At 64.8% G+C, this 21,111-nt stretch carries 21 protein-coding genes; 8 read left to right on the plus strand and 13 right to left on the minus strand.

Translation table 11 applies throughout. From position 1 onward, the window contains the following. Positions 1–777 (plus strand): 3-hydroxybutyrate dehydrogenase (locus ABY44_RS38235; protein WP_248602889.1); only part of this gene is annotated, 777 nt, incomplete at its 5' end. A gap of 152 nt (positions 778–929) precedes the next feature. On the opposite strand, the gene ABY44_RS38240 is transcribed toward ABY44_RS38235, so the two are convergent. Continuing rightward, positions 930–2,129, minus strand: coding sequence for an amino acid aminotransferase (locus ABY44_RS38240; protein WP_027786889.1), 1,200 nt, complete (start codon positions 2,127–2,129; stop codon positions 930–932). A gap of 263 nt (positions 2,130–2,392) precedes the next feature. Here ABY44_RS38240 and uvrB point away from each other — a divergent pair, with 263 nt between their 5' ends. From uvrB to ABY44_RS38265, 5 genes are all read left to right on the plus strand, one after another. Further along, on the plus strand, positions 2,393–4,483 hold the full coding sequence (uvrB, locus tag ABY44_RS38245; RefSeq protein WP_048026655.1) for an excinuclease ABC subunit UvrB: 2,091 nt from the start codon (positions 2,393–2,395) through the stop codon (positions 4,481–4,483). 220 nt (positions 4,484–4,703) lie between these two features. Then, positions 4,704–5,255 (plus strand): iron transporter, encoded by a 552-nt coding sequence (locus ABY44_RS38250; RefSeq protein ID WP_021163417.1) that lies wholly within the window; start codon positions 4,704–4,706, stop codon positions 5,253–5,255. Positions 5,256–5,310: 55 nt separating this feature from the next. Further along, positions 5,311–5,643: a cupredoxin domain-containing protein gene (locus tag ABY44_RS38255; RefSeq protein ID WP_027786891.1), complete on the plus strand. Its 333-nt coding sequence runs from the start codon at positions 5,311–5,313 to the stop codon at positions 5,641–5,643. Between the two features lie 58 nt (positions 5,644–5,701). Continuing rightward, complete coding sequence (locus ABY44_RS38260) at positions 5,702–6,544, plus strand: FTR1 family iron permease (RefSeq protein ID WP_021163415.1); 843 nt, start codon at positions 5,702–5,704, stop codon at positions 6,542–6,544. After that, on the plus strand, positions 6,541–7,938 hold the full coding sequence (locus tag ABY44_RS38265; RefSeq protein ID WP_027786892.1) for a 4Fe-4S binding protein: 1,398 nt from the start codon (positions 6,541–6,543) through the stop codon (positions 7,936–7,938). The genes ABY44_RS38260 and ABY44_RS38265 overlap by 4 nt, the downstream gene beginning before the upstream one ends. A 272-nt stretch (positions 7,939–8,210) precedes the next feature. On the opposite strand, the gene hemP is transcribed toward ABY44_RS38265, so the two are convergent. The 3 genes from hemP to ABY44_RS38280 form a co-directional block, all read right to left on the minus strand. Continuing rightward, positions 8,211–8,456: a hemin uptake protein HemP gene (gene hemP / locus ABY44_RS38270; protein WP_021163412.1), complete on the minus strand. Its 246-nt coding sequence runs from the start codon at positions 8,454–8,456 to the stop codon at positions 8,211–8,213. 138 nt (positions 8,457–8,594) lie between these two features. After that, positions 8,595–9,077 carry an SRPBCC family protein gene (locus ABY44_RS38275; RefSeq protein ID WP_027786893.1) on the minus strand — a complete coding sequence of 161 codons (483 nt, stop codon included), beginning with the start codon at positions 9,075–9,077 and terminating at the stop codon, positions 8,595–8,597. Between the two features lie 99 nt (positions 9,078–9,176). Further along, the gene (locus ABY44_RS38280; RefSeq protein ID WP_027786894.1) at positions 9,177–10,049 is read right to left on the minus strand and encodes a pirin family protein; all 873 of its coding nucleotides are present in this window, start codon (positions 10,047–10,049) and stop codon (positions 9,177–9,179) included. Between the two features lie 122 nt (positions 10,050–10,171). On the opposite strand from ABY44_RS38280, the gene ABY44_RS38285 reads away from it, so the two are divergent. Continuing rightward, entirely contained in the window at positions 10,172–11,146 is a 975-nt protein-coding gene (locus tag ABY44_RS38285) for a LysR family transcriptional regulator (RefSeq protein WP_021163408.1), read from the plus strand. Between the two features lie 384 nt (positions 11,147–11,530). Here the strand turns inward: ABY44_RS38285 and ABY44_RS38290 are convergent, their stop codons facing one another. The 9 genes from ABY44_RS38290 to ABY44_RS38330 all read right to left on the minus strand — a co-directional run bounded on the left by ABY44_RS38290 (position 11,531) and on the right by ABY44_RS38330 (position 18,834). Then, positions 11,531–11,959, minus strand: coding sequence for an ExbD/TolR family protein (locus tag ABY44_RS38290; RefSeq protein ID WP_021163407.1), 429 nt, complete (start codon positions 11,957–11,959; stop codon positions 11,531–11,533). Positions 11,960–11,972: 13 nt separating this feature from the next. Continuing rightward, entirely contained in the window at positions 11,973–12,704 is a 732-nt protein-coding gene (locus ABY44_RS38295) for a MotA/TolQ/ExbB proton channel family protein (protein ID WP_027786895.1), read from the minus strand. A 36-nt stretch (positions 12,705–12,740) separates the two neighbouring features. After that, on the minus strand, positions 12,741–13,472 hold the full coding sequence (locus ABY44_RS38300; RefSeq protein ID WP_027786896.1) for an energy transducer TonB: 732 nt from the start codon (positions 13,470–13,472) through the stop codon (positions 12,741–12,743). Positions 13,473–13,689: 217 nt separating this feature from the next. After that, entirely contained in the window at positions 13,690–13,926 is a 237-nt protein-coding gene (locus ABY44_RS38305) for a (2Fe-2S)-binding protein (protein ID WP_011352654.1), read from the minus strand. 151 nt (positions 13,927–14,077) lie between these two features. Beyond that, on the minus strand, positions 14,078–14,938 hold the full coding sequence (murI, locus tag ABY44_RS38310; protein WP_060174819.1) for a glutamate racemase: 861 nt from the start codon (positions 14,936–14,938) through the stop codon (positions 14,078–14,080). Between the two features lie 39 nt (positions 14,939–14,977). Further along, positions 14,978–15,454: a bacterioferritin gene (gene bfr / locus ABY44_RS38315; protein WP_059535536.1), complete on the minus strand. Its 477-nt coding sequence runs from the start codon at positions 15,452–15,454 to the stop codon at positions 14,978–14,980. Between the two features lie 194 nt (positions 15,455–15,648). Next, entirely contained in the window at positions 15,649–17,172 is a 1,524-nt protein-coding gene (locus ABY44_RS38320) for a fumarate hydratase (protein WP_006478316.1), read from the minus strand. A 34-nt stretch (positions 17,173–17,206) separates the two neighbouring features. Beyond that, positions 17,207–17,824, minus strand: coding sequence for a TIGR00645 family protein (locus ABY44_RS38325; RefSeq protein WP_060085782.1), 618 nt, complete (start codon positions 17,822–17,824; stop codon positions 17,207–17,209). 113 nt (positions 17,825–17,937) lie between these two features. Continuing rightward, a complete protein-coding gene (locus ABY44_RS38330; RefSeq protein WP_027786899.1) occupies positions 17,938–18,834 on the minus strand; it encodes a DMT family transporter in 897 nt (298 codons plus the stop codon). A gap of 316 nt (positions 18,835–19,150) precedes the next feature. Between ABY44_RS38330 and acs the strand changes: the two genes are divergently transcribed. Beyond that, the coding region (gene acs / locus ABY44_RS38335) for an acetate--CoA ligase (RefSeq protein ID WP_431643567.1) at positions 19,151–21,111 on the plus strand (1,961 nt) is incomplete at its 3' end.

Consider the following 21,111-nt stretch of genomic DNA (forward strand, 5'->3'; position numbering starts at 1 on the left):
CTGAATGGCAAGACCGCAGTCGTCACGGGCGCCGCGAGCGGCATCGGCAAGGAAATCGCACTCGAGCTCGCGAAAGCGGGCGCGGCCGTCGCGATCGCCGACCTGAACCAGGACGGCGCGAACGCCGTTGCCGACGAGATCGTCAAGGCGGGCGGCAAGGCGATCGGCGTCGCGATGGACGTGACGAACGAGGAAGCCGTGAACAGCGGTATCGACAAGGTGGCCGAAACGTTCGGCTCGGTCGACATCCTCGTGTCGAACGCGGGCATCCAGATCGTCAACCCGATCGAGAACTATTCGTTCTCCGACTGGAAGAAGATGCAGGCGATCCACGTCGACGGCGCATTCCTGACGACCAAGGCCGCGCTCAAGCACATGTACAAGGACGATCGCGGCGGTGTCGTGATCTACATGGGTTCGGTGCACTCGCACGAAGCGTCGCCGCTGAAATCGGCGTACGTGACGGCCAAGCACGGCCTGCTCGGCCTGGCCCGCGTGCTGGCGAAGGAAGGCGCGAAGCACAACGTGCGCTCGCACGTCGTGTGTCCGGGCTTCGTGCGCACGCCGCTGGTCGACAAGCAGATTCCGGAGCAGGCGAAGGAGCTCGGGATCAGCGAAGAGGAAGTGGTGAAGAAGGTGATGCTCGGCAATACGGTCGACGGCGTGTTCACGACGGTGCAGGACGTCGCGCAGACAGTGCTGTTCCTGTCGGCGTTCCCGAGCGCCGCGCTCACGGGCCAGTCGGTCGTCGTCAGCCACGGCTGGTTCATGCAGTAAAGGCTTCCGGCACGGGCGGTCGTGACACGTGCTGCCCGGGCGACGATTCCCCGGCAAGTCCGGAGAATCGCACAAAAAAACGCGCTCCGAGGAGCGCGTTTTTCGTTTCGGCAGGACGGGGCCGGTGATGGCTGCCGTCCGTTGGCGCCGACTTACTTCAGGACAGCTGCAACGGCATTGGCAACCGCGTCGAGGTTGCGCGTGTTCAACGCGGCGACGCAGATCCGGCCCGTGCCGACCGCGTAGATGCCGAACTCGTCGCGCAGACGATCGACTTGCGCCGAGGTCAGGCCCGAATACGAGAACATCCCGCGCTGCGCGTTGATGAAGCTGAAGTCGCGATCGACGCCGCTTGCCTTCAGGCGCTCGACGAGACCGTTGCGCATCGCGCGGATGCGGTCGCGCATTTCACCGAGTTCCTGCACCCACGAAGCGTACAGTTCCGGCGATGCGAGCACCGCTGCGACCACGGCGCCGCCATGGGTCGGCGGGTTCGAGTAGTTCGTGCGGATCACGCGCTTCAGTTGCGACAGCACGCGCGTCGCTTCTTCCTTGCTCGACGTGATGATCGACAGGGCGCCGACGCGTTCGCCGTACAGCGAGAACGACTTCGAGAACGACGACGACACGAATGCGTTCAGGTCGGCCGCGGCAAACAGGCGCACGGCGGCAGCGTCGGCCTCGATGTTCTCGCCGAAGCCCTGGTAGGCCATGTCGAGGAACGGCACGAGGTTGCGTGCCTTCACGACGTCGACGACCTGTTGCCATTGCGCTTCGGTCAGGTCCACGCCGGTCGGGTTGTGGCAGCACGCGTGCAGCACGACGACCGTGCCGGCTTCGTAGCCGTTCAGCGCCGACAGCATGCCTTCGAAGTTCACGCCGTTGGTTGCCGCGTCGTAATACGGGTACGCAACGACTTCGAAGCCGGCCGCTTCGAACAGCGCGCGGTGGTTTTCCCAGCTCGGATCGCTGATCGCGACCTTCACGTTCGGGTTCACGGTGCGCAGGAAATCGGCGCCGATCTTCAGCGCGCCCGTGCCGCCCAGTGCCTGGGCCGTGACCACGCGGCCCGCTGCGATCAGCGGCGAATCGTTGCCGAGCAGCAGCTTCTGTACGGCCGCATCGTAGGCGGCGATGCCGTCGATCGGCAGGTAGCCGCGCGGCAGGCCCGCTTCAACGCGCACCTTCTCTGCTTCGCGAACCGCGCGCAGCAGCGGGATCTTGCCTTCTTCGTTCGTGTACACACCGACGCCGAGGTTGACCTTGGTCGGACGCGCATCGGCGTTGAAGGCTTCGTTCAGGCCCAGGATCGGGTCGCGGGGAGCAAGCTGGACAGCAGAGAAGAGCGACATGATGATTCGGCAGTAGTGAAAAGAGGGTCAGGCTTTCAACGGGCGGGGCGGGCGCGGGGGACCGCGCGCAGGCAGGCACGACGCCGGAAAGCGCAGCAGCCTGACATTGTAGCGAATTCGCGCTGGCGGGGGCGGCGTTTCGGCGGCGAAATTCGGCCGGGAACCGCGATTCCCGGCGGCCGTCGCGCGTCAGGAGCCGACAGCAGTTCGCCCGGCCGCGAAGCGCTAGAATGACTCTTTTGCCCTCGCTCCGGCCGCATTCCATGTCCGAACATCATGCCGAAACCGGCGACGCGCTCGACGAATCGAAATTCGTGACCTTCGAAGGGTCGCCGTTCCAGCTGTACCAACCGTATCCGCCCGCAGGCGACCAGCCGACCGCGATCGACACGCTCGTCGAAGGGGTCGAGGACGGCCTGTCGTTCCAGACGCTGCTCGGTGTGACGGGCTCGGGCAAGACCTTCACGATGGCGAACACGATCGCGCGGCTCGGCCGCCCGGCGATCGTGTTCGCGCCGAACAAGACGCTTGCCGCGCAACTCTACTCGGAATTCCGGGAGTTCTTCCCGCGCAACGCGGTCGAGTATTTCGTCTCTTACTACGACTATTACCAGCCTGAAGCCTACGTGCCGCAGCGCGACCTGTTCATCGAGAAGGACTCGTCGATCAACGAGCACATCGAGCAGATGCGGCTGTCGGCGACGAAGAGCCTGATGGAGCGCCGCGACGTCGTGATCGTCGCGACGGTGTCGGCGATCTACGGTATCGGCAATCCGTCCGAATACCACCAGATGATCCTGACGCTGCGCGCCGGCGACAAGCTCGGCCAGCGCGACGTGATCGCGCGGCTGATCGCGATGCAGTACACGCGCAACGAGCAGGATTTCCAGCGCGGCACGTTCCGTGTGCGCGGCGACACGATCGACATCTTCCCGGCCGAGCACGCGGAGCTGGCCGTGCGCGTCGAGCTGTTCGACGACGAGGTCGAGACGCTGCAGCTGTTCGACCCGCTGACCGGCCGCGTGCGGCAGAAGATTCCGCGCTTCACCGTGTATCCGTCGTCGCACTATGTGACGCCGCGCGATACCGTGATGCGCGCGGTCGAGACGATCAAGGACGAACTGCGCGAGCGGCTCGAGTTCTTTCATAGCGACGGCAAGCTCGTCGAGGCGCAGCGCCTCGAACAGCGCACGCGTTTCGATCTCGAGATGCTGCAGGAGCTCGGCTTCTGCAAGGGCATCGAGAACTACTCGCGGCATTTCTCGGGGGCGGAGCCCGGCGATCCCCCGCCGACGCTCGTCGACTACCTGCCGCCCGACGCGCTGATGCTGCTCGACGAATCGCACGTGCTGATCGGCCAGTTGAACGGCATGTACAACGGCGACCGCGCGCGCAAGGAAAACCTCGTCAACTACGGGTTCCGGCTGCCGTCGGCGCTGGACAACCGGCCGCTCAAGTTCCCCGAGTTCGAGCGCAAGATGCGCCAGGTCGTGTTCGTGTCGGCCACGCCGGCCGACTACGAGAAGCGCGTGACCGGGCAGATCGCTGAACAGGTCGTGCGGCCGACGGGGCTCGTCGATCCGGAAATCGAAGTGCGGCCGGCGAGCTCGCAGGTCGACGACGTGCTCGCCGAGATCAACGCGCGCGTGAAAGCCGAGGAGCGCGTGCTGATCACCGTGCTGACGAAGCGCATGGCCGAACAGCTCACCGAGTTCCTGGCCGACCACGGGGTCAAGGTGCGTTACCTGCACAGCGATATCGACACGGTCGAGCGTGTCGAAATCATCCGTGACCTGCGGCTCGGCACGTTCGACGTGCTGGTCGGGATCAACCTGCTGCGCGAAGGGCTCGACATTCCCGAGGTGTCGCTGGTCGCGATCCTCGATGCGGACAAGGAAGGCTTCCTGCGCGCGGAACGCTCGCTGATCCAGACGATCGGCCGGGCCGCGCGGAACGTGAACGGCAAGGCGATCCTCTACGCCGACAACATGACCGAGTCGATGAAGCGCGCGATCGGCGAGACCGAGCGGCGCCGCGCGAAGCAGATTGCCTACAACGAGCAGATGGGCATCACGCCGCGCGGTGTCGTGAAGCGCATCAAGGACATCATCGACGGCGTCTACAACGCGGACGAGGCACGCGCCGAGCTGAAGGAAGCCCAGCAGCGTGCGAAATTCGAGGACATGTCGGAAAAGCAGCTCGCCAAGGAAATCAAGCGCCTCGAGAAGCAGATGGCCGACTACGCGAAGAACCTCGAATTCGAGAAGGCTGCCGCGACCCGCGACCAGCTTGCGCTGCTGCGTGAGCGTGTGTTCGGCGCGAACGTCGGCGATCACGTCAACGGCGGCCGGTAAATCTTTCCAAGCGTCACAGAAACCTAACGGTAACGAGCCTGTAAGCCTTGTCGGATCAGGGGTTTACACGGCTCGTCGTTTGTTCCGGAACAGGTTCGGTGCTAAACTTCGCAATTATTGAGAATTGTTCGCATTAACGTTATTCGTCGCGTTAGTGTTTTCGGCGGGCAGGCCTGGCGGTCGGTCCGCATGGTTCCAGATCAAATAACAAGGAGTGTCCATGTTGGGTTCTTCGTTCATCCGCACGACGGTTGCGGTAGCGGCGGCGCTTGCCGCGATGTCGGCCTCGGCTGCCGAATATCCGATCGGCAAGCAGCAGATCCAGGGCGGCATGGAAATCGGCGCGGTGTACCTGCAGCCGATCACGATGGACCCGGAAGGGATGATGCGCAAGGCGTCGGATTCCGACATCCACCTCGAGGCCGACATCCATGCGGTCAAGAACAACCCGACGGGTTTCGCGGAAGGCGACTGGATGCCGTACCTGCAGGTCACGTACAAGCTGACGAAGCAGGGTGACACGAAGTGGAAGGCCGAAGGCGACCTGATGGGCATGGTCGCGAGCGATGGTCCGCACTACGGCGACAACGTGAAGCTGAACGGCCCGGGCAAGTACCACCTGACGATGGTCGTCAAGCCGCCGATGCAGACGGGCCACATGGCGTTCGGTCGTCACATCGACAAGGAAACGGGCGTGGGCGCATGGTTCAAGCCCATTACCCTCGAGTACGACTTCCCGTTCGCCGGTATCGGCAAGAAGGGCGGTTACTGATTGGTGGCATCACGGACGGCGCGCTTCGGCGCGCCGTCGGCGTAGAGAACCCAGAATGAAAATTCCCCAGAAAATCGTTGCCGCAGCCGCTGCGTTGTGGCTTGCCGGCGCAGCGTACGCTGCCGACCTGCCGACGTTCAAGCTCGAAATGACGGACGGCAAGCTGAATCCCGCCCGCATCGAAGTGCCGGCCGGCCAGCGTTTCAAGATCGAGATCAAGAACACCGGCAAAGGCGCAGCCGAATTCGAGAGCGTCCAGCTGCGCAAGGAGAAGGTGCTTGCGCCGGGTGCCGATTCGTTCGTGGTCGTCGCGCCGCTGTCGCCGGGCGAATACAAGTTTTTCGACGATTTCCACCAGCAGGCGCAGGGCGTGATCGTCGCGAAGTAACACGTTTTATCTGCGCGCAGGCTCACCAGCCCGGTGTTCTGCGCGTCAGGAGGTATCGATGGGTCAGATCTTGTTCATCGTCTGGCGGGAGAGCGTCGAAGCGCTGCTCGTCGTCGGCATTCTCTATGCATGGCTGAAAAACGGCGACGACGACGCGCGCCGCGGCCTGCCTTTCCTGTGGGCCGGTGTCGGTGTTGGCTTGCTGATGGCCGTGGGCCTCGGCGCCGCGCTGGTCGGTTTCACCGAAGTGCTGTCCGGTGACGCGCAGGACTACTTCCAGACTGCGATGGTGCTGATCGCATGCGTGCTGATCGTGCAGATGGTGCTGTGGATGCGCCGGCACGGCCGCACGCTGAAGCGCGACATGGAGCAATCGCTTCAGCAGAGCACGCGCGATTCGAACTGGTGGGGCGTCGCGGTGCTGGTCGCGCTTGCGATCGCGCGCGAGGGCAGCGAGACGGTGATCTTCCTGTACGGTCTCGGTTTCGGCCAGTCGGGCCACGTCGACGGCAGCCAGATGCTCGCGGTCGTGATCGGCCTCGGCCTTGCGTTCTTCACGTTCTATCTGCTGCAACTCGGCGGCAAGTACTTCTCGTGGCGGCATTTCTTCCGCGTCACCGAAGTGATGCTGCTGTTCCTCGGCGCAGGCCTGTTCCAGACCGGCGTCGACAAGCTGATCGACAAGGAAATCCTGCCGCTCGGCATTTCGCAGGTGTGGGACACGTCCGCGATCCTCGATGATTCGGGCACGTTCGGCTCGCTCGTCGCGACGCTGACCGGTTATCGCGCGCACCCGGCACTGACCAACCTGGTTGCGTACGCGGTGTACTGGGCGGTGGTCTGGTTGCTGATGAAGCGTGCGAGCCGTCGCCCGGCCGTCGCTGCGGGTCGCGCGGCATGAGCGTTGCCGCCGCAGCCAAGCCGGGCTGGCTCGCGCAGGCGGGCCAGTGGATGCAGCGCCACGGCGCGCTGATCCGCGGCATCCAGTGGGCCGTCGTCGCCGTCTATGCATTCCTGATCATCGTGCCGGCGGTGTTGCCGCTGCCGGACGACTCCGCGCACCTGTGGAGCAACCTCACGCTGATCGCGCAATTCACCTTCTGGGGCATCTGGTGGCCGTTCGTGCTGCTGTCGATGGTGATGCTCGGCCGTGTCTGGTGCGGCGTGCTGTGTCCGGAGGGCGCGCTCACCGAATTCGCGAGCAAGTTCGGCCGGGGCGGTCCGATTCCGCGCTGGATACGGTGGGGTGGCTGGCCGTTCGTCGCGTTCGGACTCACGACGATCTACGGGCAGATGGTGAGCGTGTACCAGTACCCGCTCGCGGTGCTGTTCGTGCTCGGCGGCTCGACCGTCGGCGCGATCGTGATCGGCGTGCTGTACGGCCGCGAGAAGCGCGTGTGGTGCAAGTACCTGTGCCCGGTCAACGGCGTGTTCGGGCTGCTCGCGCGGCTTGCGCCGATGCGCTACAAGGTCGACGAGGAGGCATGGCGTCGTTCGTACAAGAACGGCGAGCATGGCCATCGCGTGATTCCGATCAACTGCGCACCGCTCGTGCCGTTGCGCAACATGCAGGGCGCGGCGGACTGCCATATGTGCGGCCGCTGCAGCGGGCACCGGGATGCGATCTCGCTGTCGTCGCGCTCGCCGTCCGACGAAGTCGTGAACCTCGGCGCGCAAAAGGCAAACCCGTGGGACACCGCGCTGATCCTGTACGGCCTGCTCGGCGTCGCGATCGGTGCGTTCCACTGGACCGTCAGCCCATGGTTCGTGCAGATCAAGCAATGGCTCGCGGGCTGGCTGATCGACCATGACATCACGTGGCCGCTCGAAACCAATGCACCGTGGTTCCTGCTCACGCATTATCCGGATCGCAACGACGTCTTCTCCTGGCTCGACGGTGGGCTGGTCGTCAGCTACATCGTCGGCACGGGGCTCGTGTACGGCACGGCGCTGCTGGTGCTGTTGGCCGGCGCCACGCTGATGCTCGGCCGCTTCGAGCGCGTGCGGCTCCATCATCTCGCGCAGGCTTTGATCCCGATCGCGGGCGCGGGCGTGTTTCTTGGCCTGTCGGCCACGACGCTGTCGCTGCTTCGTGCCGAGCATGTGCCGCTCGGTTGGGCAACCGATGTACGCATCGCGATCCTGGTCGGCGCCAACGCATGGAGTGCGTGGCTCGCATGGAAAGTGACGGGGCGTTATGCGGCCTTGCCGCGCCGGCTTGCGGCCTTCGCGTGGTTCGCTGTCGCGCTTGCCGTCATCGACAGCGCATGGTGGCTGATGTTCTGGGGTTTCTGAAGCGGCTCGCGCGCCGCTTCGGCGGTCATGCACTTACGCGGTAACGAATCTCGGGGACCTGCTTCGCGCATTGGCCGCCCAAATAAAAAAGCGACACGTCGAAGGACGTGTCGCTTTTTTCTTCCTTGTGCGAGAACCAAAAAAGTGGCTTGGCTTGCTGCAACGGCTGCTTGAGTGTGTTTGCACGAAGGGGTCTAGATCTCGCGTGCAAGCCGTTACGCTGGCTAATGCCCAACACCTCTCAGGGAGGTGGTCCCCACAATACTCTGTCGTTACTTCGTCAGGATCAGTTTGCCGAGCCGTGTGGCGCGCAACTGATAGGTCTCTCCGTTATGCGCGATGCTGACGTGGCTTTGGCCTTGCAGCAGCGCATCGCTGCTGACGACCCGCGTGCCTGCATCGCGGTTGCCGGCGGGCTTCGCCGGCGTGGTGACCGCTGCCGTCTTCTGGCGGCTGCTGCCTGCGGTGCCGGTCGGGCGGCGCAAGGTCAGCGTGGTCGGGCGCATGGTGTCGGTCATTCGGTTGATCGGTGACTGTCGATACGATGGAATGAATTCTAAATGATAACTATTCCCATTTACAAAAACTCTTTATCGATCGAAATGGTGAACCTGATAGCTTGAATCAAAGGGGCGGCCCGCAGGCCGCCGCCGGGTTCAGTGCAGCGGATCGGGATCCTTGCGGCCCTGCGCGTACTCGCGGATCAGGCGAACCGTGTCGATATCCGACGTGCGGTACGCCTCCTTGACGATCCCGTGCGTCTGGCGCGCGTCTTCGCTGTCGTCGGTGACGACCAGCGTCGTGCGGTATTCGAAACGCAGGAACAGCTCGTGGTCGTCGCGTTCCTCGATCGTCATCGTCAGCGAGCCGCCGATCTCGCCGTCGGCGGCGCGGATGTCGTAGCGGACCTGCTGATTCGGCGTGAACGTGACGTGGTCGCGCACGGTCGCGTGACCGTAGTGCAGTTCACGTTCGAGCGTCGTCTCCGTCCGTTCGTGGACGACGCAGCTGTCGAGACCGAGCACGAACAGTTGCGGCTGTTCGGCGCGCAGCACGAGACCTTCCCAGAGCTGGTCGCGGGTGAGGGTGGGCACGGCCGGATCGTCGGAGTTGATCTGGATCAGATGTTCGAAGTTCAAGGGGACGGGTTCCTTCTGGTGGCGGGCGGCCACATGGCTCAAGAAGTCATTGTGACGCAAAACGGGCGGTTTCGCGGCACCTGCCCGTGCGTCCACGCCTCATGCCTCGATACGGCCCATGCGCCCCGTCTGGTAGTCGACGACCGCCTGCCGGATCTCTTCCTCGGTATTCATCACGAACGGGCCGTAGCGGACGATCGGCTCGTTGAGCGGTACGCCGCCGATCAGCAGCAGGTCGAGCGGCGTGTCGCCGGCAGCGAACGTGACCGTGTCGCCGTCGTCGCCATACACGACCATGTGCCGTGCGTCGACTGCCTGCCTGTCGGGCCCGTAGAGGCCCGTTCCGTCGATCGGATAGGCGAATACACGATAGCCTGCCGGGACGGGCTGCGTGACCGTTGCACCGGGCTGCAGCGTGAAATGCTGGTAGAGGATCGGCGTGCGCGTCTCGATCGCCGCCCGGACGCCGAACGCTTCGCCGGCGATGACGCGCACGCGCACGAGACCGTCCGGCGACGTGGCGCTCGGGATGCGATCGGCCGGGATTTCCTGGTAGCGCGGCGCGATCAGCTTGTCGCGCCGCGGCAGGTTGACCCACAGCTGGAAGCCGTGGGAGCGGCCGCCTGCCTGCGCGAATTCAGGATCCGGCATCTCGCTGTGCACGACGCCGGCGCCCGCCGTCATCCATTGCACGTCGCCCGGGCCGAGCGTGCCGGCATGGCCGGACGAGTCGCGATGACGGAAGCGCCCGTCGAGTGCATAGGTCACGGTCTCGAAGCCGCGATGCGGATGGTCGGGGGCGCCCTTGGCTTCGCCGGGCGCGTAGTCGACGGGGCCCATTTCGTCGAGCAGCAGGAACGGATCGAAATCCATCAGCAGCCGGGTCGGGAACGGGCGGTGAACCACGAAGCCGCCGCCTTCAGTCGTGCGAAGTGCGGGGTACGTGCGGTCAAGCGAGCGAGCGGTCGTCATGCGGATACCCTCGAAATCATCGGAATAGCGTTATTTTTGAAACATAGCGCTATTATATTGGGCGTTTTACCGCGCGATTCGCGACGGTTCGCAATGGATTGTTCTGAAATTGGAACGATGAGATGAATATCGATGCACACAACCTGAACGACCTCATGTACTTTTCGCAGGTCGTCGAACATGGCGGTTTCTCGGCCGCGGAGCGCGTGCTGGGCATCTCGAAATCGCGCCTGTCGCGGCGCCTGACCGAACTCGAGGCGGCGCTCGGCGTGCGCCTGCTGCAGCGCTCCACACGCAAGCTCGCGCTGACCGAGGCGGGGGAGCTGTTCTACCAGCACTGCCAGGCGATGCTGGCCGAAGCGCAGGCTGCGATGAACGCGGTCCAGCAGTTGCGCGCATCGCCGCGCGGCTCGGTGCGTGTCAGTGTGCCCGTGACGCTGTCGCAGACGATGCTGTCGCGCATCCTGCCCGAATTCCTGCGCCGCTATCCCGAGGTGAAGGTGCACGTCCGCGTGACGAATCGCGTGATCGACCTGTTCGAGGATTCGATCGACGTCGCGCTGCGTGTGCGCTCGGAGCCTCCGCAGAACGCGAATATCGTCGTGCGGCCGCTATGGCGCACCGAGCAGATGCTGGTCGGTGCGCCGAGCCTGCTGAGCCAGAATGCGCCGCCGCTGGTACCGGACGACCTGAGCGGATTCGAAACGCTCGATACGCCGAGCGTCGACGGGCGGCACGTGTTCAACCTGATCGCGCCGGACGGTACGCGTCACGTGCACGAACACGACCCGCGGCTGGTGACGGCCGACCTGATGACGATCCGCGAAGCCGTGCTCGATGGCCTCGGCATCGCGGCGCTGCCGGAGATGATGTACGGCAACGCGCTGCGCGCGGGGCAACTGTCGCCGGTGATGCCGGGCTGGACGCTGCCCGTGCCGCAGCTGTACGCGGTGTTCGTGTCGCGGCAGGGGATGCCGCCTGCGGTGCGTGCGTTTGTCGACTATCTGGTCGAGAAGCTCGATCACGGCGCCTACAAGGAACCGGGGTGTCCGGAGCGAGCGAAGAAGGAAGCGGCGGCCGATGTTTCGGCGACCTGAACACGACGTGCACGGCGAGGCAAATTTGTTTTGTCATTGAAGCGTCGCCTGCAATCGCAAGTTTCAATCGCCGGAACCTTGAATGCGCGTGCATGCGAGCCTATATTGAAATCCCATTTCGTGAAGGAAGTTCTGAGCGAAATCAGGTGGCCGCATATATTGTGAGCCAGATAGGGCAGAACGCGCAGTCCGTGCAGACCACGGCAGAGTCGCATTTGCGTTGCTCGAGGCGTAACCGATACCGCCAAAGAGCCCGCCGCCCGAAGGCGCCCGCGTGCGCATGAAAAAAGGCCTTCATCTGGCGATGAAGGCCTTTTACTTTGTGCGCGGCCGGCGAGGTGCGGCCGGCCAGGTGCAGCCGGCGAGCGCCTGATTGCGCGTGCGTTACTTCGCTTTTGCGGTCGGCTCGGTCACGAAGCCGAGCTTCGTCAAACCGCCGGCCTGCGCATCCGACATCACTTCGGCGACGTGTTCGTAGGCAACCTTGCGGTCCGCACGCAGGTGCAACTCCGGCTGCGGCGTGCGTTTTGCCGCTTCCGCGATGCGTTCCTGCAATTGTTCGCGCGTGACCGTATGGTCGTCCCACAGGATCGTGCCGTCGCCCTGGATCGCGACGTCGACCGTCTGCGGTTTTTCGTCGACAGGCTGGCTGCTGGCATGCGGCAGGTCGATCTTCACCGCGTGCTGCATCGCCGGGATCGTCACGAGGAAAATGATCAGGAGTACGAGCATGACGTCGACGAGCGGCGTCATGTTGATCTCGCTCATCACTGCATCGTCGTCATCGTCGCTGAAACCGGTGTTCATTGCCATGGTTCACCCCGTCTCAGCTGGCGCGCGTCGCGAGACGCAGGCCGTCGCGCGTCGACGACGATGCGAGGCTCGCGCCCGTCACGAAATACGCGTGCAGGCCGTGCGCGAAGCGGCGCAGCTTGCTGACGACGCCCTTGTTCGCACGGGTGAGTGCGTTGTAGCCGAGCACGGCCGGGATCGCGACGAACAGGCCGAATGCGGTCATGATCAGCGATTCGCCGACCGGGCCCGCGACCTGGTCGATCGACGTCTGGCCGGATGCGCCGATCGCGAGCAGTGCGTGGTAGATCCCCCAGACCGTACCGAACAGGCCGACGAACGGCGCCGTGCTGCCGACCGACGCGAGGATCGCGAGGCCGCTTTGCATGCGCGAGATGCCTTCGTCCATCGTGTCCTTCAGGCAGCGCGTGACCCAGTCCGACACGTCCATGCGGTCGTGTAGGTGCGGTTGCGTCTGATGGTGGTGATCGGCGGCTTCCTTGCCCGACAGCGCGAGCGCGAGGAACGGGTTGTCGTTCGGCGTCGAGGCGGCGAGCCCGAGCTTCTTGATGCCGTCGTCGAAGTTGTCCGAATGCCAGAACGCCTGCTCGGCGTTCTTCGTCAGGCGGTTCAGGCGGATCACGTTCCAGCCCTTGATGACGATCACGATCCACGACAGGACCGACATCACGAGCAGCGTGATCGCGATGGCGCGCGTGACGAAATCACCTTGCGCCCAGACGTGCGCGATACCGTAGCTTTGCATTTTCTTGTTTCCTTTGAATCTACCGAATATGACGGGTTAGTCGTCGAGCGTGAAGTTGAAGGGCAGCGTATGGGCGGCGCGGATCGCCTGGCCGTTCTCGATATACGGCGGACAGGTGCTGGCGCGCGTCGCCTCGAGCGCGGCTTCGTCGAGACGCGGGTAGCCGCTGCTCTTCTGCAGCTGGACGCTTTCGATCTTGCCCGTCACGCCGATGATGAAGTGAACATAAGCCGTGCCCGTTTCGCCGCGACGCTTCGACATCGTCGGATAGGCGGGCTTCACGAAATTGCAGCTGAGCGCCGTGACGTTCTTCGGTGCGCTGACCTGCATTGTCTCGCGCGCCGGGCCGGGTGCTGCAGCCGGTGCGGCAGGCGCCGGCGCGGCGGGAGCCGGCGTCGGATCGACCACTGCCGGCGCGGGTGTCGGCGACGGTGCCTGCGCGACCGGCTGAGGCGTCGGGACGGCTTTCTGTACCGGCTTCGGCTCGACCTTCGGCTTCACGCGCGGCGTGGGCTTGGGGGGCGTGGGCTGCTGCGCGGCCGACTGGACCGCGACCGGCTGGGCAGGGGGCGCGGGCGGAATGAGCTGTGCGGTGATCGACTGAACCTCGATCTCCTTCGCCGGCGGCGGCGCGTTGCGATGGAGCCAGGCGGCCGTCAGCATGATCGCATGTGCGGCAAGCACACCGACCGCGGCGACGATCACTCGGGGATTCATACGTGGTGCAGCCGGCAAGATGCTGGCGGGAGTGGAATGCGAAGCCTGCATGTTAGCTTGAAAGAACGATGTCGCACCCGGGGCGCGGCGGGTGAATCGGCATCACTTGCGGAAGATCAGCAGCGAGATGCAAACGGTGGTCACAAATCCGATCAGCAATTCCATGACAGGCTCCTTGGCAGGTAAGCCGCTGGCTCGCGCATACGGTGGCTTGCTGACGGTCAAAACAAAAATGCGGCCTGGGCCGCATGTACACACCCGGCGCCGGTCAGGCAGCCTTGCGTTCGTAGAACGTGACCGGGATCGGATGAGCGTGGTGCTCGACACCGCACTGGCTCGCGCAGACGCCTTGTTCGGCCATGAGGTCGCGTACGGACTCCTCGCACTTGCCGCAGCACGTGGCCACGCCGAGCTCGAACTGGAGTTCATCGAAAGAGTTCACGCCCTCTGCGAGGGACGCGCGAATCTTGCGATCGGAAACAGACTTGCACACGCAGACGATCATGGTGAGTTGCGATAGCTAACGTTAATGCGAATTATTATCATTAATTTTGCGGACGTTGACAAGCGCGGGTCGGGCTTTTTTTAAGGTCATCGGACCCTTGAAACGATGGGGGCGGTGGAGCGGCACGCGGAAGCGGGCGTGCCGGCTCGTGTCAGGCGGTCGCGCAGGCGCGCGCGTTCGGCGAGGAAATGGTGACGGATTCGACCGGTGCGGCGAGGCCGAGCAGCGTCGACGCGAGTACCTGCAACTGGCGGCCGTCGCTGGTCGAGCAGAAGCGGGGCGGCGCCGCGCGCGTGCCGGCCGGCGCACGCAGGCTGCGCTCGTCGAGAATCCGGGCGAGCTGGCGCGCGATTGCGTCGCTCGTGTCGACGATCGTCAGGCGGTCGCCCACAAGGTCACGAATCGTTTCCGTGAAGAACGGGTAATGCGTGCAGCCGAGTACCAGCGTATCGGCGCCGTCGTCGAGCATCGGCTGCAGGTAGCTGTCGAGCAACGCGCGCAATGCGGGCGAATTCGTGTCGCCGCGCTCGATGGCCTCGACGAGCCCGTGGCCGGGCTGGCAGATGAAGCGGCGGCCGGCGCCGTAGCGGTCGAGCAGCGCCTGGAAGCGCGGGCTGTTCAGCGTCGACTGCGTGGCGAGGACGCCCGCGACGCCGCTCGCGGACACGGCGACGGCCGGCTTGATGCCCGGCTCGACGCCGACGAGCGGCATCGGCAGGTGTTCGCGGATCGCGGCGATCGCGCGTGCGGTTGCGGTGTTGCAGGCGATGACGAGCGCCTTCGCCCCTTCGCGGGCCAGCCACTCGCCGATTGCCAGCGTGCGTTCCGTAATGAACGCCTCATCGCGCGGACCATAAGGTGCGTGGTGCGAATCGGCGACGTAGATGAACGATTCGTCGGGCAGCTGCGCGCGCGCGGCGCGCAGTACCGACAGGCCACCCAGCCCTGAATCGAAGATGCCGATGGGGGCAGCGGTCGTGGACGTCGCGGCGATAACGGAATGTGTCGACATGAAAGGACGGGTGGCGATGGCGGGAAGGGCGGAGCGCGCTTACTCCGGCGAACCCATCATCGTTTGCTGGTAGTTCTGCAGGCCGACCTTGCCGATCAGGTCGATCTGCGTTTCCAGCCAGTCGATGTGCTCTTCGGTGTCGTCGAGGATCTTTTCGAAGATCTCGCGCGACACGTAGTCACGAACCGATTCGCAATAGGCGATCGCTTCCTTGCAGGTGGACTGCGAGATCTGCTCGAGCTTCAGGTCGCACTTCAGGATCTCTTCGGTTTCCTCGCCGATGAGCAGCTTGTGCAGGTCCTGCAGGTTCGGCAGGCCGTCGAGCATGAAGACGCGCTCGATCAGCCAGTCGGCGTGCTTCATTTCGCCGATCGACTCGTCGTACTCGTGCTTGCCGAGTTTCTCGAGGCCCCAGTGCTTGTACATGCGCGCATGCAGGAAGTACTGGTTGATCGCCGTGAGTTCATTCTTCAACTGGGCGTTCAGATATTCGATGACTTTCTTGTCGCCTTGCATGGCTTGTTCCTTGTTCAGTGGGGCTTCAGAAACCGAAAGATAATCGCTCGTACGAGAAAAGCCAAGCCTCGAAGCCTTGCCGGGCCTGCCTTTTGCATGTAATGAGAATCAGCCTCGAATAATCGGCCGCATGCAGGAATGAGAACGAGAAGCAAAAAGGCCGGACTTGCGTCCGGCCTTGCATTCGATCGCGCTCAAGCGGTTGCGACCGGGATCTTGCCGATCTTCGCCTGCCACTCCTTCGGGCCGGTCTGGTGCACCGACGTGCCCGACGAATCGACGGCAACCGTCACCGGCATGTCCTGCACGTCGAACTCGTAGATCGCTTCCATGCCGAGGTCTTCGAATGCGAGCACCTTCGCGCCGCGGATCGCCTTCGACACGAGGTACGCGGCGCCGCCGACGGCCATCAGGTAGGCCGCCTTGTGCTTCTTGATCGCGTCGATCGCGACCGGGCCGCGCTCGGCCTTGCCGACCATCGAGATCAGGCCGGTTTGCGCGAGCATCGTCTCGGTGAACTTGTCCATGCGCGTGGCCGTCGTCGGGCCTGCCGGGCCGACCACTTCGTCGCGCACCGGATCGACCGGGCCGACGTAGTAGATCACGCGGTTGGTGAAGTCGACCGGCAGCTTCTCGCCCTTCGCGAGCATGTCGGCGATGCGCTTGTGCGCAGCGTCGCGGCCGGTGAGCATCTTGCCCGACAGCAGCAGCGTCTGGCCCGGCGTCCAGCTGGCGACTTCTTCCGGCGTCAGCGTGTTCAGGTCGACGCGCTTGCTGGTTTCCGTGTTCGGTTCCCACTGGACCTTCGGCCATGCGTCGAGCGACGGTGCTTCAAGCTTGGCCGGGCCCGAGCCGTCGAGCACGAAGTGCGCGTGGCGCGTGGCCGCGCAGTTCGGGATCAGCGCGACCGGCTTCGATGCCGCGTGCGTCGGTGCCGCCATGATCTTCACGTCGAGCACCGTTGCGAGGCCACCGAGGCCCTGGGCGCCGATGCCGAGAGCGTTGACCTTCTCGTGCAGTTCGACACGCAGTTCCTCGACCCAGTCCTTCGGACCGCGCGCGATGATTTCCTGGATGTCGATCGGCTCCATCAGCGATTCCTTCGCCATCAGCATCGCCTTCTCGGCGGTGCCGCCGATGCCGATCCCGAGCATGCCCGGCGGGCACCAGCCGGCGCCCATCGTCGGAACCGTCTTCAGCACCCAGTCGACGATCGAGTCGGACGGGTTCAGCATCACGAACTTCGACTTGTTCTCCGAGCCGCCGCCCTTCGCCGCGACCTGCACGTCGACCTTGTCGCCCGGCACGATCTCGTAGTGGATCACGGCCGGCGTGTTGTCCTTCGTGTTCTTGCGGGCGCCTTCCGGCGGATTGACGATCGACGCGCGCAGCACGTTGTCCGGGTGCGTGTAACCGCGGCGCACGCCTTCGTTGATCATGTCGGTGAGGCCCATCGTCGCGCCGTCCCAGCGCACGTCCATGCCGACCTTCACGAAGATCGTGACGATGCCGGTGTCCTGGCAGATCGGACGCTTGCCTTCCGCGCACATGCGGCTGTTCGTGAGGATCTGCGCGATCGCATCCTTCGCGGCCGGGCTTTCTTCCAGCTCGTACGCGCGGCCGAGGGCCTGGATGTAGTCGAGCGGGTGGTAGTAGCTGATGTACTGCAGCGAATCCGCGATGCTCTGGATCAGGTCTTCCTGTTTGATGACGGTCATGGCTGAGACTCTGTGGGGACAGTGGGGAATGCGTTTATGCGTTGGCGGCTGCTTCGGCCGGCTTGCGGGACGCGGGCACGGCACTCTCGTGCGGCGCGTGCGTCTCGTGGAAATGGGCCGGGTGCGTGTGCGTCGTCAGGCGGTCGACCCACGCCATCACGAGCGCCGACACCAGGAACGACACGTGGATGATCACCTGCCACATGATCGCGTGCATCGTGTGCTGGTCGGGGTTGATGAACGTCTTCAGCAGGTGGATCGACGAAATGCTGATCAGCGCCATCGACAGCTTGACCTTCAGCACGCCCGCGTTCACGTGGTCGAGCCATTCGGGCTCGTCTGGGTGGCCCTCGATGCCGAGGCGCGACACGAACGTTTCGTAACCGCCGACGATCACCATGATCAGCAGGTTCGAGATCATCACCACGTCGATCAGGCCGAGCACCGCGAGCATCACGCTTATTTCGTCGAGGCTGGTCGCATGCGACAGCAGGTGCCAGACTTCCTTCAGGAACAGGAACACGTAGACGGCCTGCGCGACGATCAGGCCGAGGTAAAGCGGAACCTGGAGCCAGCGGCTCATGAAAATCAGCGCGGGAAGCGGGCGAAGCGGGCGACGGGCGGGGCGGCCGGGCGAATGCGGGGCGGACATGGTGGAGACTCGGGCGCGGTGCGCAGGTATCGGGGGTAATCTTGAAAAGGCGCGCTATTGTAACGCGTCGGCCGGCGCGACTGCAGTGACGCGCCGGCACAGCCGGGGACGGATCAGGACGCGGCGGCGGGCACGCGTTTCACGCGCAGGCTCGCGAGCACGATGCCGGTGACGACGCACGCGAGCGCAATGCCGTGGGCGAGGGTCGGCCGCTCGCCGAGGAACGCGATGCCATACGCGGCCGCGGCGACCGGCAGCACCGCGCTGAACACGCCAGCGAGGCTGCCCGGCACGTGCCGGATGCCTTTCATCCACAGCCAGAACGAGAAGATGCTGGCCGACAGGCCGTACCAGACGACGAGCGCCCAGGTGCCGGCCGGCACGCTCGCGTAATCGAAATGCCACATGGCCGTCGCGCCGAGCGGCAGCATCAGGCACAGGCCGAACAGGTGCGTGTACGCGCAGATGTCGATCGGCGCGAGCGTCTGCGTGAGGCGGCGCGACAGGATCACGTAGATCGATTCGCAGCACACCGCGCCGAGGATCAGCAGGTTGCCGGTCAGCGACGACGATGCACCGTGCCCGGCGGCGCTGCCGTTCGCGAGGTTGATCGTCACGACGCCGGCGATCGCGAGCGCGATCGACACGAGCGCACGGCCGTTCGGTTTTTCACGCAGGATCAGCCACGCGAACAGCGCGACGATCGCCGGAATCGTGCTGGTGATCACGCCGGCCGCGACCGCGCTCGTGCGCTGCACGCCGTTCAGCATCAGCAGCGTGAACATGAAGGTGCCGAAGAACGCCTGCAGGAACAGGTTCAGCCATTCGCCGCGCTTGACGGTGCGCATCTTCACCGGGCTGAACAGCGGCCACAGCACGGCGATCGCAATCACGAAGCGCAGCGTGGCGAGGATGGCGACGGGAACGAAGACGACGATCGATTTGCCGATACCGACATTGCTGCCGACGAACAGCATCGACAGAACGAGAAAGAAAGCATAGCGATTCAAGCTGGAATCCGGAAGGCGAGTTCAGTTAGGATTGTAGGGTCGCGCTCGTTACAGCGTAAAGCTGCAAGCGGCGCCGCCCGGCGGGCGAAACGGCCGTGCCGCGTAAGTGACGGGTAAGTTGGAGCGCTTATTGTGGACACTGTCGGGTCGCCCGGTCGCCATCGTGCGACGTGGTGCGGCGCAGCATCGCGCAGCGGCCTTCGGGCCGTGCGCGGATGGTGGGTAGGAGACAGCGGCGCGCATGCGCCGGCCAAGACGCGCGGCGTGCACGATCGCGCCGCCATGCAGAGGATTCATGTTCACCAAGGGGTTGTCGATGTCTGCGATTGAATCGGTTCTTCACGAAACCCGCCAGTTTGCGCCGCCCGCGGCGCTCGAGCAGGCGGCGACCATTTCCGGCATGCCGGCCTATCGGGCGCTCGTCGCCGAGGCCGAGCGCGATTACGAAGGCTTCTGGGCGCGCCTCGCGCGCGAGGGCCTTGCGTGGCACAAGCCGTTCACCAAAGTGCTCGACGAGTCCAACGCGCCGTTCTACAAGTGGTTCGACGACGGCGAGCTCAACGCGTCGTACAACTGCCTCGACCGTCACGTCGAAGCCGGCAACGGCGAGCGCGTCGCGGTGATCTTCGAAGCCGACGACGGCACCGTCACGCGCGTCACCTATGCGGATCTCCTCGCCCGCGTGTCGCGTTTCGCGAATGCGCTGAAGAAGCGCGGCATCGGCAAGGGCGACCGCGTCGTCATCTATATCCCGATGTCGATCGAAGGCATCGTCGCGATGCAGGCCTGCGCGCGCATCGGCGCGACCCACTCGGTCGTGTTCGGCGGCTTCTCCGCGAAGTCGCTGAACGAGCGGCTCGTCGACGTCGGCGCGACGGCGCTGATCACGGCCGACGAGCAGGCACGCGGCGGCAAGACGCTGCCGCTCAAGAGCATCGCCGACGAGGCGCTCGCGCTGGGCGGCTGCGAAGCGGTGAAGAGCGTGATCGTCTATCGCCGCACCGGCGGCAAGATCGACTGGCATGCCGACCGCGACCTGTGGATGCACGAACTGACGGCCGCCGAATCCGACACCTGCGAGCCGGAATGGGTGAGCGCCGAGCATCCGCTGTTCATCCTGTATACGTCGGGCTCGACCGGCAAGCCGAAGGGCGTGCAGCACAGCACCGGCGGCTACCTGCTGTGGGCCGCGCAGACGATGAAGTGGACCTTCGACTGGAAGCCCACCGACGTGTTCTGGTGCACGGCCGACATCGGCTGGGTCACCGGCCACACGTACATCACGTACGGCCCGCTCGCCTGCGGCGGCACGCAGGTCGTGTTCGAGGGCGTGCCGACCTGGCCGGACGCCGGCCGCTTCTGGAAGATGATCGGCGACCACAAGGTCAGCGTGTTCTACACCGCGCCGACCGCGATCCGTTCGCTGATCAAGGCCGCCGAGGCCGACGACAAGGTGCATCCGAAGAGCTACGACCTGTCGAGCCTGCGCATCATCGGCACGGTCGGCGAGCCGATCAATCCGGAAGCGTGGATGTGGTATCACAAGCACGTCGGCCAGGAGCGTTGCCCGATCGTCGATACGTGGTGGCAGACCGAGACGGGCGGCCACATGATCACGCCGCTGCCGGGCGCGACGCCGACCGTGCCCGGTTCGTGCACGCTGCCGCTGCCGGGCATCATGGCCGCGGTGGTCGACGAAACCGGCCAGGACGTGCCGAACGGGCAAGGCGGCATTCTCGTCGTCAAGCGCCCGTGGCCGGCGATGATCCGCACGATCTGGGGCGATCCGGAGCGCTTCAAGAAGAGCTACTACCCGGAAGAACTCGGCGGCACGCTCTATCTCGCCGGCGACGGCACCGTGCGCGACAAGGACACCGGCTACTTCACGATCATGGGCCGGATCGACGACGTGCTGAACGTGTCGGGCCACCGGCTCGGCACGATGGAGATCGAATCGGCGCTGGTCTCGCACGAGCTGGTGGCCGAGGCGGCCGTGGTCGGCCGTCCTGACGACACGACGGGCGAGGCGGTGGTCGCGTTCGTGGTGCTCAAGCGTGCGCGTCCGGAAGGCGAGGAGGCCGCGGCGCTCGCGAAGACGCTGCGCGACTGGGTCGGCAAGCAGATCGGGCCGATCGCGAAGCCGAAGGACATCCGCTTCGGCGACAACCTGCCGAAGACGCGCTCGGGCAAGATCATGCGGCGCCTGCTGCGTTCGCTCGCCAAGGGCGAAGCGATCACGCAGGACACGTCCACGCTCGAGAACCCGGCCATCCTCGA

Origin of the sequence: Burkholderia sp. ZZQ-2, from assembly GCF_050768715.1 — a bacterium.
Lineage (GTDB): Bacteria > Pseudomonadota > Gammaproteobacteria > Burkholderiales > Burkholderiaceae > Burkholderia > Burkholderia cepacia.

Bases quoted from the DNA above. Each gene is read 5' to 3' on its own strand.
- ABY44_RS38240 (WP_027786889.1), bottom strand. From the start codon at position 2,129: ATGTCGCTCTTCTCTGCTGTCCAGCTTGCTCCCCGCGACCCGATCCTG.
- ABY44_RS38265 (WP_027786892.1), top strand. From the start codon at position 6,541: ATGAGCGTTGCCGCCGCAGCCAAGCCGGGCTGGCTCGCGCAGGCGGGC.
- ABY44_RS38285 (WP_021163408.1), top strand. From the start codon at position 10,172: ATGAATATCGATGCACACAACCTGAACGACCTCATGTACTTTTCGCAG.
- bfr (WP_059535536.1), bottom strand. From the start codon at position 15,454: ATGCAAGGCGACAAGAAAGTCATCGAATATCTGAACGCCCAGTTGAAG.
- ABY44_RS38260 (WP_021163415.1), top strand. From the start codon at position 5,702: ATGGGTCAGATCTTGTTCATCGTCTGGCGGGAGAGCGTCGAAGCGCTG.
- ABY44_RS38305 (WP_011352654.1), bottom strand. From the start codon at position 13,926: ATGATCGTCTGCGTGTGCAAGTCTGTTTCCGATCGCAAGATTCGCGCG.
- ABY44_RS38250 (WP_021163417.1), top strand. From the start codon at position 4,704: ATGTTGGGTTCTTCGTTCATCCGCACGACGGTTGCGGTAGCGGCGGCG.
- ABY44_RS38290 (WP_021163407.1), bottom strand. From the start codon at position 11,959: ATGGCAATGAACACCGGTTTCAGCGACGATGACGACGATGCAGTGATG.
- uvrB (WP_048026655.1), top strand. From the start codon at position 2,393: ATGTCCGAACATCATGCCGAAACCGGCGACGCGCTCGACGAATCGAAA.
- ABY44_RS38320 (WP_006478316.1), bottom strand. From the start codon at position 17,172: ATGACCGTCATCAAACAGGAAGACCTGATCCAGAGCATCGCGGATTCG.
- ABY44_RS38280 (WP_027786894.1), bottom strand. From the start codon at position 10,049: ATGACGACCGCTCGCTCGCTTGACCGCACGTACCCCGCACTTCGCACG.
- ABY44_RS38300 (WP_027786896.1), bottom strand. From the start codon at position 13,472: ATGCAGGCTTCGCATTCCACTCCCGCCAGCATCTTGCCGGCTGCACCA.
- ABY44_RS38325 (WP_060085782.1), bottom strand. From the start codon at position 17,824: ATGTCCGCCCCGCATTCGCCCGGCCGCCCCGCCCGTCGCCCGCTTCGC.
- ABY44_RS38295 (WP_027786895.1), bottom strand. From the start codon at position 12,704: ATGCAAAGCTACGGTATCGCGCACGTCTGGGCGCAAGGTGATTTCGTC.
- ABY44_RS38255 (WP_027786891.1), top strand. From the start codon at position 5,311: ATGAAAATTCCCCAGAAAATCGTTGCCGCAGCCGCTGCGTTGTGGCTT.
- murI (WP_060174819.1), bottom strand. From the start codon at position 14,938: ATGTCGACACATTCCGTTATCGCCGCGACGTCCACGACCGCTGCCCCC.
- hemP (WP_021163412.1), bottom strand. From the start codon at position 8,456: ATGACCGACACCATGCGCCCGACCACGCTGACCTTGCGCCGCCCGACC.